Annotated in this window: 18 protein-coding genes; 10 read left to right on the top strand and 8 right to left on the bottom strand. The window is 64.4% G+C overall.

Annotated features, from left to right (window positions below):
• The 5 genes from FLO80_RS12395 to FLO80_RS12375 form a co-directional block, all read left to right on the top strand.
• On the top strand, positions 1-135 hold a 135-nt coding region (locus FLO80_RS12395; protein WP_146193091.1), incomplete at its 5' end, for a transposase.
• Positions 136-661: 526 nt separating this feature from the next.
• Positions 662-967 (top strand): BufA1 family periplasmic bufferin-type metallophore, encoded by a 306-nt coding sequence (locus FLO80_RS12390; RefSeq protein ID WP_111366915.1) that lies wholly within the window; start codon positions 662-664, stop codon positions 965-967.
• A 57-nt stretch (positions 968-1,024) separates the two neighbouring features.
• Positions 1,025-1,879 carry an MNIO family bufferin maturase gene (gene bufB, locus FLO80_RS12385; RefSeq protein WP_111366912.1) on the top strand — a complete coding sequence of 285 codons (855 nt, stop codon included), beginning with the start codon at positions 1,025-1,027 and terminating at the stop codon, positions 1,877-1,879.
• A complete protein-coding gene (locus FLO80_RS12380; protein ID WP_111366859.1) occupies positions 1,876-2,634 on the top strand; it encodes an HvfC/BufC N-terminal domain-containing protein in 759 nt (252 codons plus the stop codon). The genes bufB and FLO80_RS12380 overlap by 4 nt, the downstream gene beginning before the upstream one ends.
• Positions 2,631-3,179: a DoxX family membrane protein gene (locus tag FLO80_RS12375; RefSeq protein WP_111366857.1), complete on the top strand. Its 549-nt coding sequence runs from the start codon at positions 2,631-2,633 to the stop codon at positions 3,177-3,179. Before FLO80_RS12380 ends, FLO80_RS12375 begins: the two co-directional genes overlap by 4 nt.
• Positions 3,180-3,208: 29 nt before the next feature.
• Here the strand turns inward: FLO80_RS12375 and FLO80_RS12370 are convergent, their stop codons facing one another.
• Together FLO80_RS12370 and FLO80_RS12365 are read right to left on the bottom strand one after the other, a co-directional pair.
• Positions 3,209-3,577, bottom strand: coding sequence for a hypothetical protein (locus FLO80_RS12370; RefSeq protein ID WP_111366855.1), 369 nt, complete (start codon positions 3,575-3,577; stop codon positions 3,209-3,211).
• Between the two features lie 29 nt (positions 3,578-3,606).
• The gene (locus FLO80_RS12365; protein WP_111366909.1) at positions 3,607-3,921 is read right to left on the bottom strand and encodes an arsenate reductase family protein; all 315 of its coding nucleotides are present in this window, start codon (positions 3,919-3,921) and stop codon (positions 3,607-3,609) included.
• Positions 3,922-4,139: 218 nt separating this feature from the next.
• On the opposite strand from FLO80_RS12365, the gene FLO80_RS12360 reads away from it, so the two are divergent.
• On the top strand, positions 4,140-4,346 hold the full coding sequence (locus FLO80_RS12360; RefSeq protein WP_111366853.1) for a cold-shock protein: 207 nt from the start codon (positions 4,140-4,142) through the stop codon (positions 4,344-4,346).
• 9 nt (positions 4,347-4,355) lie between these two features.
• Here FLO80_RS12360 and FLO80_RS12355 read toward each other — a convergent pair whose 3' ends face one another.
• The 3 genes from FLO80_RS12355 to thyX form a co-directional block, all read right to left on the bottom strand.
• Entirely contained in the window at positions 4,356-4,778 is a 423-nt protein-coding gene (locus FLO80_RS12355; protein ID WP_246156670.1) for an HPF/RaiA family ribosome-associated protein, read from the bottom strand.
• A 36-nt stretch (positions 4,779-4,814) separates the two neighbouring features.
• Entirely contained in the window at positions 4,815-5,126 is a 312-nt protein-coding gene (locus FLO80_RS12350; RefSeq protein ID WP_111366851.1) for a hypothetical protein, read from the bottom strand.
• A gap of 129 nt (positions 5,127-5,255) precedes the next feature.
• The gene (gene thyX / locus FLO80_RS12345; RefSeq protein ID WP_111366849.1) at positions 5,256-6,164 is read right to left on the bottom strand and encodes an FAD-dependent thymidylate synthase; all 909 of its coding nucleotides are present in this window, start codon (positions 6,162-6,164) and stop codon (positions 5,256-5,258) included.
• A 328-nt stretch (positions 6,165-6,492) separates the two neighbouring features.
• On the opposite strand from thyX, the gene FLO80_RS12340 reads away from it, so the two are divergent.
• From FLO80_RS12340 to FLO80_RS12330, 3 genes are all read left to right on the top strand, one after another.
• Entirely contained in the window at positions 6,493-7,539 is a 1,047-nt protein-coding gene (locus FLO80_RS12340; RefSeq protein ID WP_146611045.1) for a hypothetical protein, read from the top strand.
• A 20-nt stretch (positions 7,540-7,559) separates the two neighbouring features.
• Complete coding sequence (locus tag FLO80_RS12335) at positions 7,560-8,915, top strand: surface lipoprotein assembly modifier (protein WP_111366845.1); 1,356 nt, start codon at positions 7,560-7,562, stop codon at positions 8,913-8,915.
• A gap of 71 nt (positions 8,916-8,986) precedes the next feature.
• Positions 8,987-9,415, top strand: coding sequence for a VOC family protein (locus FLO80_RS12330; protein ID WP_111366843.1), 429 nt, complete (start codon positions 8,987-8,989; stop codon positions 9,413-9,415).
• A gap of 42 nt (positions 9,416-9,457) precedes the next feature.
• Here the strand turns inward: FLO80_RS12330 and FLO80_RS12325 are convergent, their stop codons facing one another.
• The 3 genes from FLO80_RS12325 to FLO80_RS12315 form a co-directional block, all read right to left on the bottom strand.
• Positions 9,458-9,955: a MarR family winged helix-turn-helix transcriptional regulator gene (locus FLO80_RS12325; protein ID WP_246156669.1), complete on the bottom strand. Its 498-nt coding sequence runs from the start codon at positions 9,953-9,955 to the stop codon at positions 9,458-9,460.
• Positions 9,956-10,081: 126 nt separating this feature from the next.
• Complete coding sequence (locus FLO80_RS12320; protein ID WP_111366839.1) at positions 10,082-10,342, bottom strand: succinate dehydrogenase assembly factor 2; 261 nt, start codon at positions 10,340-10,342, stop codon at positions 10,082-10,084.
• On the bottom strand, positions 10,335-10,739 hold the full coding sequence (locus FLO80_RS12315; protein WP_111366837.1) for a helix-turn-helix domain-containing protein: 405 nt from the start codon (positions 10,737-10,739) through the stop codon (positions 10,335-10,337). Before FLO80_RS12315 ends, FLO80_RS12320 begins: the two co-directional genes overlap by 8 nt.
• An 87-nt stretch (positions 10,740-10,826) precedes the next feature.
• Between FLO80_RS12315 and FLO80_RS12310 the strand changes: the two genes are divergently transcribed.
• The gene (locus tag FLO80_RS12310; protein WP_111366835.1) at positions 10,827-12,029 is read left to right on the top strand and encodes a pyridoxal phosphate-dependent aminotransferase; all 1,203 of its coding nucleotides are present in this window, start codon (positions 10,827-10,829) and stop codon (positions 12,027-12,029) included.
• The last annotated feature ends 4 nt before the right edge of the window (positions 12,030-12,033 follow it).

Genomic DNA, 12,033 nt, shown 5'->3' with positions numbered 1-12,033 from the left:
AAGCGGCGCAACCGCATCGAGATCATGTTTGGCAGGCTCAAAGATTGGAGACGCGTGGCGACACGCTATGACCGCTGTCCCAAGGTGTTCCTCTCAGCCATCGCACTCGCTGCAACCGTCATCTACTGGTTATGAATCCTGACCCTAGTCTATCCCGCCAGCCACATGCTGCCCCTACCTTGCGAACGAGCGAAATATCCTCAAGCGACATCATTTGTCGCCCTCGCAGCCATGGTGCGTTTGATACATAAGGCCGCAATTTTCCCTTAACAAATGCCGCAACGCGGCGGTGCACGCCCAACAGCCGGGCAACAGCCGGAGATCACCCCCCGCTCACGGCCCGCTCCGCTGGCGTTAACCGCACCGTTCTGCCGCGATGCGGCATGGCGCGAGGCACCGGCGAAGCTGCGCATACGGGGCCAAATCTGTAACATTCCAGCGCCGGAAACTTCCCCGCCCGCTCGGTTCCGTTCATGAAATTCGTCTTTTTTCAATATCTTGAACAGTGCGCCACGGTAACATCGCCTCACGCATCCCCCGCGGTTTCTGACGCTCACGTGATGCACGGGCTCGTGAATAGCCAGTGAAGCGATCGGCTTGCTACCAATTCCCCATCGCAATGGTGCGATCCGAATGCGAAACGATCAAAAGGGAGATCAAAATGTCCAATACAATCAAGACCATGGCCATCGCCACCGCCGTCACAGCCGCCATCGCCGGGCACGCCACCACGGCCACGGCGCAGGAAAAGGTCAAGTGCTTCGGCGTTTCGCTCGCCGGTCAGAACGACTGCAAGGCCGGCGCCGGCACCACCTGTGCGGGCACCTCGACCGTCGACTACCAGGGCAACGCCTGGACCCTCGTCGACAAGGGCACCTGCACCACGATGGAGCTTCCCGAGATGGCCAACGGCACGCCCCGCATGGGCAGCCTCGAGGAACTCGACCGCGACCTGCCGCAGTCGTAACCCCTCACCGGGTGGGGGCAATCCCCACCCGGTCCCGTTTGCCCCAAGGTGATCCCGATGCTCGACCGAACCCCTGCCAACACGCTCCCCCACGCCCCCGGCGTCGGCTACAAACCCCAGCATTACAACGCGATCATGGCCGATCCCGGGCCGGTCCGCTGGCTCGAGGTGCATGCCGAGAACTACATGGGCGCGGGCGGCCGCCCCATCGCGCAGCTTCGGCACCTGGCCGAACGGTTCCCGGTCTCCGTCCACGGTGTCGGTCTCTCGATCGGCGGCGAGGGGCGGCTCGACCCCGACCACCTCGCCCGTCTGCGCCATCTCTGCGACTGGCTGCAACCGGCAAGCTTTTCCGAACATCTCGCGTGGTCCACCCATGACAGAGCCTTTCTCAACGACCTGCTGCCGCTGCCCTATACCGACGCGACCCTGACGCGCGTCGCCGATCATATCGACGAATTGCAAGAGGCCATCGCCCGCCCGATGCTGCTCGAAAACCCCTCCTCCTATCTCGCCTTCGCCGAAAGCACGTTGGAAGAGACTGATTTTCTTGCCGAAATTTCGCGGCGCACCGGTTGCGGGTTGTTGCTCGATGTCAACAACGTCTTCGTCTCCGCCACCAATCTCGGCTTCTCGCCGCAGGGCTATATCGACGCCTTCCCGCTCGACCGCGTGGGCGAGATTCACCTTGCCGGGCATGACACCGACGAAGACGATCACGGCCGCCCCCTCCTGATCGACAGCCACGGGCGCGAGGTCGATGAACCGGTCTGGGCGCTGCTCGATTACACGCTGGCCCGCTCCGGCCCCCGCGCCACCCTCATCGAATGGGACAATGACGTGCCCGACTGGCCCGCCCTCGCGGGCGAAGCCACCCGCGCCGCCACCGCCCTCACCAAGGTGCCCGCATGAGCCGCCAGAGCGAATTTCGCCGGGCGATCCTCGACCCCGCGCGTCCCGTGCCCCCCGATCTTCTCGACGGGCGGAACGGGTCCGCCGGGTGGCGCTTCTCGGTCTATCGCAACAATGTCACCCTCTCGCTCACCGAGGCGCTGGAGCAGACCTTCCCGGTCATCCGCAAGCTGATCGGCCCACAGGCTTTCGCCACCGTCGCCGGGGCCTACCTGCGCGCGCATCCGCCCACATCGCCCGTCCTGTCGCGCTATGGCGCGGAGTTTCCCGACTATCTCGCGCGCTTCAAACCACTGGCGCAACTGGGCTATCTTCCCGATACCGCCCGGCTCGAACGCGCGCTGGTCGACAGCTACCACGCCGCCGACGCCACCCCGGTCGACCCGGCCATCTTCGCCCGAACCGCGCCCGAAGACCTGCCACGCCTGCACCTGCGCCTCGCCCCGGCCGCGCGGCTCCTGTGCTCGCCATGGCCGATCCACGGCATCTGGCGATTCAACACCGAAGAGGGCGCGCCCCAGCCGCCGCATCACGCGCAGGACGTGCTCGTCACCCGCCCGGAATATGACCCGCTCCCCCGGCTCTTGCCGCCCGGTGGCGCGGCATTCCTCGCCGCCATAGCCGCCGACGCGCCACTCGGCACCGCCATGGATCGGGCCACCGAGACCTCGCCGGATTTCGATCTTTCAACCCTGCTTGGCCTGCTCCTTCAGGATAACGCCATCGCAGATGCAACCCTGGACATGGCCCCATGAATACCCTGATCCGTCTCCACCACACCGCGGCGGGCGCGCTTGAGCGCGCCGACTGGCTCCTGCCGACGCTCGCGCGCTTTCTCTTCGCCGCCATCCTGCTGGTCTATTTCTGGAAATCGGCCCTGACCAAGCTCGGCGACGGGGTGTTCGGCCTGTTCTCCCCGTCCGTGGGCGCCTATGCCCAGATCTTCCCCCGCGCGACAGAGGCCGCGGGCTATGACCTGTCGCAATTCGGCCCGTTTCACTGGGCCGTGGTCGTAGCCGGAACATGGGGCGAGCTTTTGCTCCCGGCGCTGATCCTGCTCGGGCTTTTCACCCGCCTCGCAGCACTCGGCATGATCGGCTTCGTGGTGGTGATGACCCTGACCGATCTCTACGGCCACGGCGTCATCTCCGAACCGTCCAGCCTCGGCGCATGGTTCGACGGCACACCCGGCAGCATCATCCTCGATCAGCGCGCGCTCTGGATCTTCCTGCTCGTCACCCTCGTCATCAAGGGCGCGGGGCCGCTCTCGCTCGACCGCGTGCTCTCGCCTGCGCGATGAGGCCCATGCCGGACTGACGGCATCGCCGCTCAGAAATGCGATTTCGGCTCGTCCGGGCGTCCCGCCGCCAGCGCCAGGATACCACCCAGCACACAGAACCCGATCGGGAACATGGTGAAAACGCCAAAGCCAAAGGCGTAATACATCAAGCCCCCGGCCACCAGCATGCAGATCCCGCCCCAAAGCGCACGAACCTTGGCCATCGCACCCCCGGCGATCGCCAGAACCGGCGCCACGAAACTCGCCGCGCGGATCAGCTCGACATTCTCGACCGCCCCGAAGACCTCGGTCAGTTCGGCATGCCGCGCCGTCACCTCCGTCCATCCGTAAGAGAAAAATCCGACCACCATCGCGATCAGACCGCCGATGATACCCAGCATCAAGGCCGCATTGCGCATTCTTCACCTCATTTCCCGCAGACCCGACCCTAACGCAAAAGCGCGGCCTGCACATCCTTGTCCCATCCGAGGAAGAGCTGCCCGCCCGCCTCGATCAATGGCCGTTTCATCACCGCGGGATGCGCCGCGATCAGCGCGCCGGGCGTGCCCTGCCGCTCGGCCTCACTCAACCCGCGCCACGTGGTCGAACGCCGATTGAGCAGTTTTTCGCCGAACTGCGTCAACGCACGCGCCATCACGTCATCCGGCACCCCGTCGGCCCGGATATCGACCAGAACCGCGCCCTCAAGCGATTTCAATGCCTTGCGGCAGGTATCGCAGGATTTCAATCCATAGATCCGCATCACTGCCCCCGAATTCATCACCCGATCACCTAACGCGATTTTCATCCCGGTTCATCCCCGTTTTTCTTGCTTTTTACAAAAGCGGTGCAATCATTCGCTCAGGGGAAGCCTGGTCTCGGGCCTGAACCGGCCCGATCCGGCCGGATCACAGGCCATGCCCCCGACAAGACCGGCCCGGCCCCGTGCCCGGCCAAGGACGACGCGAAAGGAGAAGCGGCATGCCGAATGGCACCGTGAAATGGTTCAACACCACCAAAGGTTACGGCTTTATCGAGCCCGAAGGCGGCGGCAAGGATGTGTTCGTGCATATCTCGGCGGTCGAACGCTCGGGGCTGACCGGCCTTGCCGACAATCAGAAAGTGACCTTCGAACTGGTCGAGGGTCGCGACGGTCGGCAGATGGCCGGGGATATCAAACCCGCCTGACCCCGCGCCTCAGCGCCGCTCGTCGCGTTTTCCGAACTCGCTTTCGAGCCTGCGGCGCAGCGTCTCCGCCGCGGTCTTGACCGTGGCGCGAATATCGGTGCCTTGCTCTTGCGCCGCATAGGGCCGCATCCCCTCGGGCCGGGCCTCGACAATGGCGTGAATATCCTCGCCACCTTTGGGCCCGTTCACATCCTTGATATGCACCTCGACCCGCGTAATCCGCTTCGCCACCGGGTTGAGCGCGCCGGCCACAACCTCTTCGACCACCTCTGCCAGGCGATCATCGCCATGGATATGATTGTCGGTGTTGACCTGAATATGCATGTTCTGCCCTTCCTGTGACCAGTCCCACAACATCAGGTAATCGCCCCCACCCCCGGGCTCAAGGGGCCGGACCGATATCTCGTCGAACCGCAGCGCGGCCCCGGCCACGGGGCCCCGCTACCCATCCGTGCCGGTTTCACCGGATCAGCGGCTGACACAGCCTTTCATGCCCTCGGCGCAATAGGGATCGGCCACCCGGCGCGCAAGGCGTGTCGCGGCCCCCTGCGCCGGATGCGCCATGGCCTGCTGATAGCTCATGGCGTGGTTCGGCGTGCCACAGCAGATCACGCCGCCGATGACAACCGGTCGAAGCCCCGCCGGGCAATGGTTCTCGGACGTCTTGTAGGCAAAGATCGGCATCGGCCCTTTCACCGGCGGCCCCTTGTAGGCATCCGACGCCATAGCCGGCACCGCCCATATGGCCAGAACCGCCCCGATAATGAAATTCGCTTTCATGAAACAACCCCCCGCTGACGTGATGAAATCGACTGCGAAAAAGCTAGGTCGATTTCCCGCGCGGGTCAAATCTTTTGGGCCTCATGTGGGGTTTGGGGATCGGACTGGGCCGGAGAGGTGCGCAGCCCCTCACCCCCGGAGCGCCGCCTCGAACTCGCGCCACTCCCGCGCGCTCATGCCCGAATTCTCCGCCGTGACCTCTTCACCCGCCAGCATCCGGCGCAGGCACGCGACCATCTGCGCCGAGAAGGTCACCGCGCCCATGCGGTAATCCTCGAACGCTTTCCAGGCGAACGGCACCCAATCGGCCACCACCTGGCAGATCGCGTCGGCATAAACCCGGATCTCGTATTGCGCATGGGCATCGGCGCGCAGCCGCAGGAAATGCATGAGGTTGTGCAAATCCACCTTCCAATACCACTGGGTATAGATATTCGCGGGCAGGTTCATCCGCGCCAGCTCGCGCGCCAGCCCGGCCTGCCCGTCGCCGGAAATCATCTCTTCGTAATGATCGTAACACCGCGCCGCATCGCCCTTGAGGATATCGAGAACCCGCGCCGCCTCCTCGTCCGTAAGCCCCTCGCCCCGGCCCTGGTTGTTGACCGAGGATTGCGCCGCCAGCGCCTCGCGCGCGGGGATATAGAACTCGCGGTCGAGGATCGAATAGCGCGCCGAATACTCGTTCACATTCGCTGTGCGATGCCGAATCCACTGCCGTGCCACGAACACCGGCAGCTTCACATGCAGCTTGACCTCGCACATCTCGAACGGCGTCGAATGCCAGTGCCGCATGAGATAGCGAATGAGCCCCTCGTCATTCTGCACGCTCTTGGTGCCCTTGCCATAGCTGACCCGCGCCGCCTGGCAGATCGCCGCGTCGTCGCCCATATAGTCGATCACCCGCACGAACCCGTGATCCAGAACCGGGATCGCGGAATAAAGGTGCTTTTCCATCCCCTCGCTCACCGTGCGCAGCGTCTCGCGCGGCGCGGCGCGCTGTTCGTCGATCTCGGCCTGCTGTTCGGGCGTCATGGTCATCCGCTTGGTCCTTCGAGTCAGAATCGCTCACCTCCTCTATATATTGAGATGCCCAACAGCGGAACCACAAGAGAGCCGGGGCGGGATTGCAACGCAAAGCGGAAAACCGTGCCCCGCGAACCTGCCTTGATTGACTTTTCGGGTTTCCAACGCGACAGTTTCGAAAAACCGGCGCCCCTCCCCGGAATTTCCCGGTCGGGGCGATCAGGAATAAAAGAATACAATCGAGGCAGATGACAAAAAGGCGGCTATCGGGATGGTGAAACAGTTTCTTTCGGTTTCGGCGCTGTGCTTGCTCGTGGCATGCAGCAGCAGCACGAACCCCTTCATGGATGACGACACGGGTGACGGCGACGGCGGTGGCGGAACCGGTGGGGATACGGACGGCGACTCCGGCGGCCCGATCGCCTCGGATGGCTCCCTGCCCCCGGGCACGACCAACCCGACGCCCGACAGCAGCATCTTCCGCAGCGAGGCGCGGGTCACGGCTTCGAACGACTCCAATTATGGCAACGGCTTCGCCAATTCCATCGCCTATGACGGCGACACCGACACCTTCTTTGTCGATGGCCTCGCCTTCGACGGAAGCCAGCCCGACGGCGTCGCATACAGCCGCGCCACCCCCGGCAACCTGCGCAGCCACGCACTTTACGAGGCACCGGCCACCCATCCCGACGACGTGGCCGGGACACCGATCGCGGAATTCACCCATCGTGCCGTCTATGGCGTCAGCCCCTCGGGCCAAACCGAATTCGCCGTCGTGCGCACCGGAAACTATACCAATTACGGCTTCGGCGGGTTCATCTACCAGCGCAACGAAGACCCCGACAATCCGACAGCGGACGATGTCGTGCTCCCCACGGAAGGCCAGGCCACCTATTCCGGCGATTACGCGGGCCTGCGCGATTTCCAGGGGCGTGGCGGGCTCGAACTGGTTCGGGCGCGGGCGGAAATTGATATCGACATCGGCGCCTTCGAAGGCAACTGCACCGGCACGAACTGCGAACACGCAATCCGCGGCTACATCTTCGACCGCGAGATTCTCGACCTTTCCGGTGCGGATGTCTCCAGCGATTATATCGCCGCCCTCAATGATGACCTGCCCGCCGGTACGGCACCGGCCACCGCCATGCCGACCATCACCTTCCGCATCGGGCCGGGCGCCATGGACGCGAATGGCGAAGCCACGGCCGGGGCATTTACCGTCGATCCCGAGGGCAACGAGCTTGACACCGGCAATTACTACCTGCTCCTGTCCGGCGATCACACCACCATGAACGGCGAGATCGTCGGCATGGTCGTGATCGAAGGCGATGACCCGCGCTTCGACAACGTCACCGTGCGCGAAACCGGTGGCTTCATCGCCACCCGCTGACGCTCCCGGGGGGCTGACCCATGCGGCACATCCTGCGGCTGGCTCTGGTGCTTGGCCTGACCTGGTCTCCCACGGCATGGGCGGATGAGCGCGCGGCACTCAGCCCCGGGGACATGCGCCTTGCCACCATCGTCGCGATCGAGGCAGGCGACACCGCCCGCGCCCGGGCACTGACCGACGCGCTCCTCGCCCGCGACCCCCACGATATCGAGGCGTTGCTGCTCGCCGCCCGCGCCCATCGCGATGCCGGCCAAGCCCGCGAGGCGCAAACCCACGCCCGCCGCGCATGGTCCGTCGCGCGCGCGCCCCGTGAACGCCATGCCGCCGCCCTTGCCATGGCACAGGCGCTGGCCTCATCCGATCAACGCACCCGGGCGCAGTTCTGGCTGCGCCGCGCCGCGCATCACGCCCCCAATGAACGCCTCCGGCAGGCGGCGGTGCGCGATTTCCGCTATGTGCGGCAACGCAACCCGCTCTCGGTGCAGCTTCGCTTCGGCATCACGCCCAAATCCAACGTCAACAATGGCAGCGCCAATTCCACCATCGACATTTTCGGCCTGCCCGATGTCAACCTGACCGGCGCGGCGCGCGCGCTTTCGGGTCTCGAAGTCATGGGGGGCGCGGCACTGCGCTACCGGGTGGCCGAAACACCGAGCCGCGCCACCGATCTCACGTTCAACGCGCTGCGCCGCGACTATCGCCTGTCGTCCGAGGCACGGCGCATCGCCCCCACCGCCCGGGGCAGCGATTTCGCCTTTGCCGCGATTTCGGCGGGTGTCACGCAACGCTTCATGCAGCTCGACACGCGGCGCGAAACCACGCTGTCGGCCGCGCTTGGCAAGACATGGTATGGCGGCAGCCCCTATTCCGATTTCGCGCGCCTCTCGGTCGGCCACACAATGCCGCTCTCGCGGGTGTCGCGGCTCAATGTCAAGCTGACGGGCGAGCGCACGCGCGGTCCCGCCGCCCCGCATGCCGATCTCGTGCGCGCACAGGCCAGCTATGCGCGGGTGCTGTCGAACCGCGGGCAGGTGGGGCTCAGCCTGCAACTGACCGACAGCCGCGCGTCGCACGCCTCGGCCGATTTCACCGAGGTCGCAACGCGGCTGAGCTATGCCCCCCCGCAACCCATCCTCGGCGTCAAGACGAGCTTCGGCCTCGGGCTGCGCGCCCGCGACTATCCCGCGACGCCCTATCGCGCCGGTGCGCGCCGCGACCGCGAGGCGTCGGCCGACATGACCATGGCGTTCGACAGGATGGACTATCTCGGCTTCACCCCCACCCTCACCCTCAGCACGAGCCGCACCGACTCGAACGTGGGCCTCTTCGATGTCGAGAACCTGGGCCTCGCCCTCGGGCTGCGCTCGGCCTTCTGATCCGCGCGCACCCCCTCGACACTGCCGATGCGGGCGTTATCCTGACGCGCGACGCATCAAAGGGGAACGACATGCACGTGAAATATCTCCACACCATGGTCCGGGTAAAGGATCTCGACGCCGCCATCGGCTTTTACGAGCTTCTGGGCCTTGAAAAGACCCGCCATTACGACAGCGAAGAGGGTCGCTTCTCGCTGATCTTCATGGCCCCCCCGGGCCAACCCGAATGCCCGGTCGAACTGACCTATAACTGGGACGGCGACACCGGACTGCCCTCCGACAGCCGCCATTTCGGGCATCTCGCCTACGAGGTCGGCAATATCTACGACATGTGCCAGCACCTGATGGACAACGGCGTGGTGATCAACCGCCCGCCGCGCGACGGGCGCATGGCCTTCGTGCGCAGCCCCGACAACATCTCGATCGAGCTTTTGCAACAGGGCGATCCCCTGCCCCCGGCCGAACCGTGGCTCAGCATGGAAAATACCGGCCACTGGTAACGCGCGCCACGAAGACAGGGGCGGCCAACCGGGCCGCCCGGCTCAATAGATATAGCGGATCTGGTCGGTCCAGTAACGCTCGATGCGTTTGAGCGCGCGGGTGATATCCTCGATCCCCTGCGCGTCGACCACACCCTTGGCCGTCAACCCCTCGGCATGGCGCGCGAAAAGCTCGCTCGCCATGTCGCGGATGTCACGCCCCTTCTGGGTCAGCCGCACCCGCACCGAGCGACGGTCAACCTCGCAGCGCTGATGGTGCATATATCCCATCTCGACCAGTTTCTTGAGGTTGTAGGACACGTTCGAGCCTTGGTAATAGCCCCGGGTCTTGAGTTCGCCCGCCGTCACCTCGTTGTCGCCGATGTTGAACAGCAAGAGCCCCTGAACCGCGTTGATGTCCAGAACGCCGACCCGTTCGAACTCGTCCTTGATCACATCAAGCAGCAACCGGTGCAATCGCTCGACCAGCGCAAGCGCGTCGAGATAGCCACTCATGAAACCGGCCCCGGCCCCCTTGGTCATCGGCATGTGAATACTCATTCTCGTCTCCATCCAAACCGCCTGGAGAGGGAGATTGAGATAAAAAGCCGAAAAATCCGTTAAATCAGGACCACATCACGGCAGGCCGCGCGCCGCTTGATACAGACATTTTTACCAAAATGCCGCTCAACCCCGGCCGATCTCGGCCGCAATCGCGTCGATCAACCCGCGCAGATGCGCGGGCGGCACCGCCTGTCCGCTCACCCATTGGTAAAGATCCTGGTCGTTCTCGTTCAACAACCCGTCATAGGCATCGAGCGCGGCCTCGTCCATCGCGTCGAGCCGGGCCTCGGCAAAACGCATCAGGATCAGGTCCATCTCCTTGATCCCGCGCCGCATCGAGCGCATCTTCATGCGCTTCAATCGCGCCTCGCGCGGCTCAGCCAAGCTGCCCCTCCCGCGCCAACCCGCGCAGGCGTTTCTCCAACGATCCCAACCGGTTGGCCGTGCGGTTGGCACGGGCTTTCAATTCCCGCAACTCGGCCAGCACCTGGCCCAGCTCGTCATTGATCGGCTGCACCTCCTCGGGTGCGTCGATGCCATCGCCGCTGCCGTCCAGAAGCCAGGTGAGAGAGACGTTGAGAACCCCGGCCAGCATCTGCAACTTGTTGGCGCGCGGCTCGCTGATATCGTTTTCCCAATCCTGAAGCGTCGCCAGCTTCACACCCAGCCGCTTGGCCAGTTGTTTCTGCGTCATGCCCGCCGCTTCGCGCGCGCCCTCGACGCGGTCGCCAAAGGTTGCTGTTTCCGGGTCGAACCAGCCCTCGGCCAGATTATCGCTCATCTCGGATCCTTTCTCTTCCCGCTTGAAGGGGATGCTGCGGCAACTTATGACAGGTGGCAGCGAAACACAAACCGGGGTTCCGACATCATGGCCTTCCTTTCCGACACGCTCTCGCGCGTCAAACCTTCGCCCACCATCGCCGTCTCGAACCTCGCGGCCGAGCTCAAGGCACAGGGCAAGGACGTGATCGGCCTGGGCGCGGGCGAACCCGATTTCGACACGCCCGACCATATCAAGGCCGCAGGCATCGCCGCGATTCAAGCGGGCAAGACCAAATACACCGCCGTTGACGGCATCCCCGAGCTGAAACAGGCGATCTGCGCCAAGTTCAAGCGCGACAACGGGCTCGATTACACTCCCGATCAGGTCAGCGTCGGCACCGGCGGCAAGCAGATCCTCTACAACGCGCTCATGGCCACGCTCAACCCCGGCGAAGAGGTGGTGATCCCTGCCCCCTACTGGGTGAGCTACCCCGACATGGTGCTGCTCGCCGGTGGTGTGCCGGTGGCGGTCGAGGCGACGCTTGAAAACGAGTTCAAGCTCACCCCCGATCAGCTCGAAGCCGCGATCACCCCGAAAACCAAGTGGTTCATCTTCAACTCGCCCTCCAACCCCACCGGCGCGGGCTATAGCCGCGCCGAATTGAAGGGCCTCACCGACGTGCTCATGCGCCACCCCCATGTCTGGGTGATGACCGACGACATGTATGAGCATCTCGCCTATGACGATTTCGAGTTCTGCACCCCCGCCGAGGTTGAGCCGGGACTTTACGAGCGCACGCTGACCTGCAACGGCGTGTCCAAGGCCTATGCCATGACCGGCTGGCGCATCGGCTATGCCGCCGGTCCCAGGGAACTGATCGGCGCGATGCGCAAGATCCAGTCGCAATCGACCTCGAACCCCTCATCCATTTCGCAATGGGCGGCGGTCGAGGCATTGAACGGCCCGCATGATTTCATCGCCCGGAACAACGCCACCTTCAAACGCCGCCGCGATCTCGTGGTCTCGATGCTCTCGGAAATCGACGGCATCACCTGCCCCACGCCCGAGGGTGCGTTTTACGTCTACCCCTCGATTGCCGGTCTCATCGGCAAGACCAGCGCGGGCGGCGTGAAGATCGACAATGACGAGATCTTCGCCAAAGCGCTGCTCGAGGAAAAGGGCGTCGCGGTGGTGTTCGGCGCGGCCTTCGGCCTCTCGCCCTGCTTCCGGGTGAGCTATGCCACCTCCGACGAGGCATTGAAGGAAGCCTGCACGCGGATTCAGGATTTCTGCGCCGCCCTGACATGAAGAT

The organism is Aquicoccus porphyridii (genome assembly GCF_008369105.1).
Taxonomy (GTDB): domain Bacteria; phylum Pseudomonadota; class Alphaproteobacteria; order Rhodobacterales; family Rhodobacteraceae; genus Aquicoccus; species Aquicoccus porphyridii.
The sequence above is the reverse complement of the archived record's forward strand: the minus strand, read 5'-3'. Positions and strand labels throughout refer to the sequence as shown.

Coding starts and splice junctions, on each gene's coding strand:
- FLO80_RS12390 (WP_111366915.1), top strand. CDS start 662: ATGTCCAATACAATCAAGACCATGGCCATCGCCACCGCCGTCACAGCC.
- bufB (WP_111366912.1), top strand. CDS start 1,025: ATGCTCGACCGAACCCCTGCCAACACGCTCCCCCACGCCCCCGGCGTC.
- FLO80_RS12380 (WP_111366859.1), top strand. CDS start 1,876: ATGAGCCGCCAGAGCGAATTTCGCCGGGCGATCCTCGACCCCGCGCGT.
- FLO80_RS12375 (WP_111366857.1), top strand. CDS start 2,631: ATGAATACCCTGATCCGTCTCCACCACACCGCGGCGGGCGCGCTTGAG.
- FLO80_RS12370 (WP_111366855.1), bottom strand. CDS start 3,577: ATGCGCAATGCGGCCTTGATGCTGGGTATCATCGGCGGTCTGATCGCG.
- FLO80_RS12365 (WP_111366909.1), bottom strand. CDS start 3,921: ATGCGGATCTATGGATTGAAATCCTGCGATACCTGCCGCAAGGCATTG.
- FLO80_RS12360 (WP_111366853.1), top strand. CDS start 4,140: ATGCCGAATGGCACCGTGAAATGGTTCAACACCACCAAAGGTTACGGC.
- FLO80_RS12350 (WP_111366851.1), bottom strand. CDS start 5,126: ATGAAAGCGAATTTCATTATCGGGGCGGTTCTGGCCATATGGGCGGTG.
- thyX (WP_111366849.1), bottom strand. CDS start 6,164: ATGACCATGACGCCCGAACAGCAGGCCGAGATCGACGAACAGCGCGCC.
- FLO80_RS12340 (WP_146611045.1), top strand. CDS start 6,493: ATGGATGACGACACGGGTGACGGCGACGGCGGTGGCGGAACCGGTGGG.
- FLO80_RS12335 (WP_111366845.1), top strand. CDS start 7,560: ATGCGGCACATCCTGCGGCTGGCTCTGGTGCTTGGCCTGACCTGGTCT.
- FLO80_RS12330 (WP_111366843.1), top strand. CDS start 8,987: ATGCACGTGAAATATCTCCACACCATGGTCCGGGTAAAGGATCTCGAC.
- FLO80_RS12325 (WP_246156669.1), bottom strand. CDS start 9,955: ATGAGTATTCACATGCCGATGACCAAGGGGGCCGGGGCCGGTTTCATG.
- FLO80_RS12315 (WP_111366837.1), bottom strand. CDS start 10,739: ATGAGCGATAATCTGGCCGAGGGCTGGTTCGACCCGGAAACAGCAACC.
- FLO80_RS12310 (WP_111366835.1), top strand. CDS start 10,827: ATGGCCTTCCTTTCCGACACGCTCTCGCGCGTCAAACCTTCGCCCACC.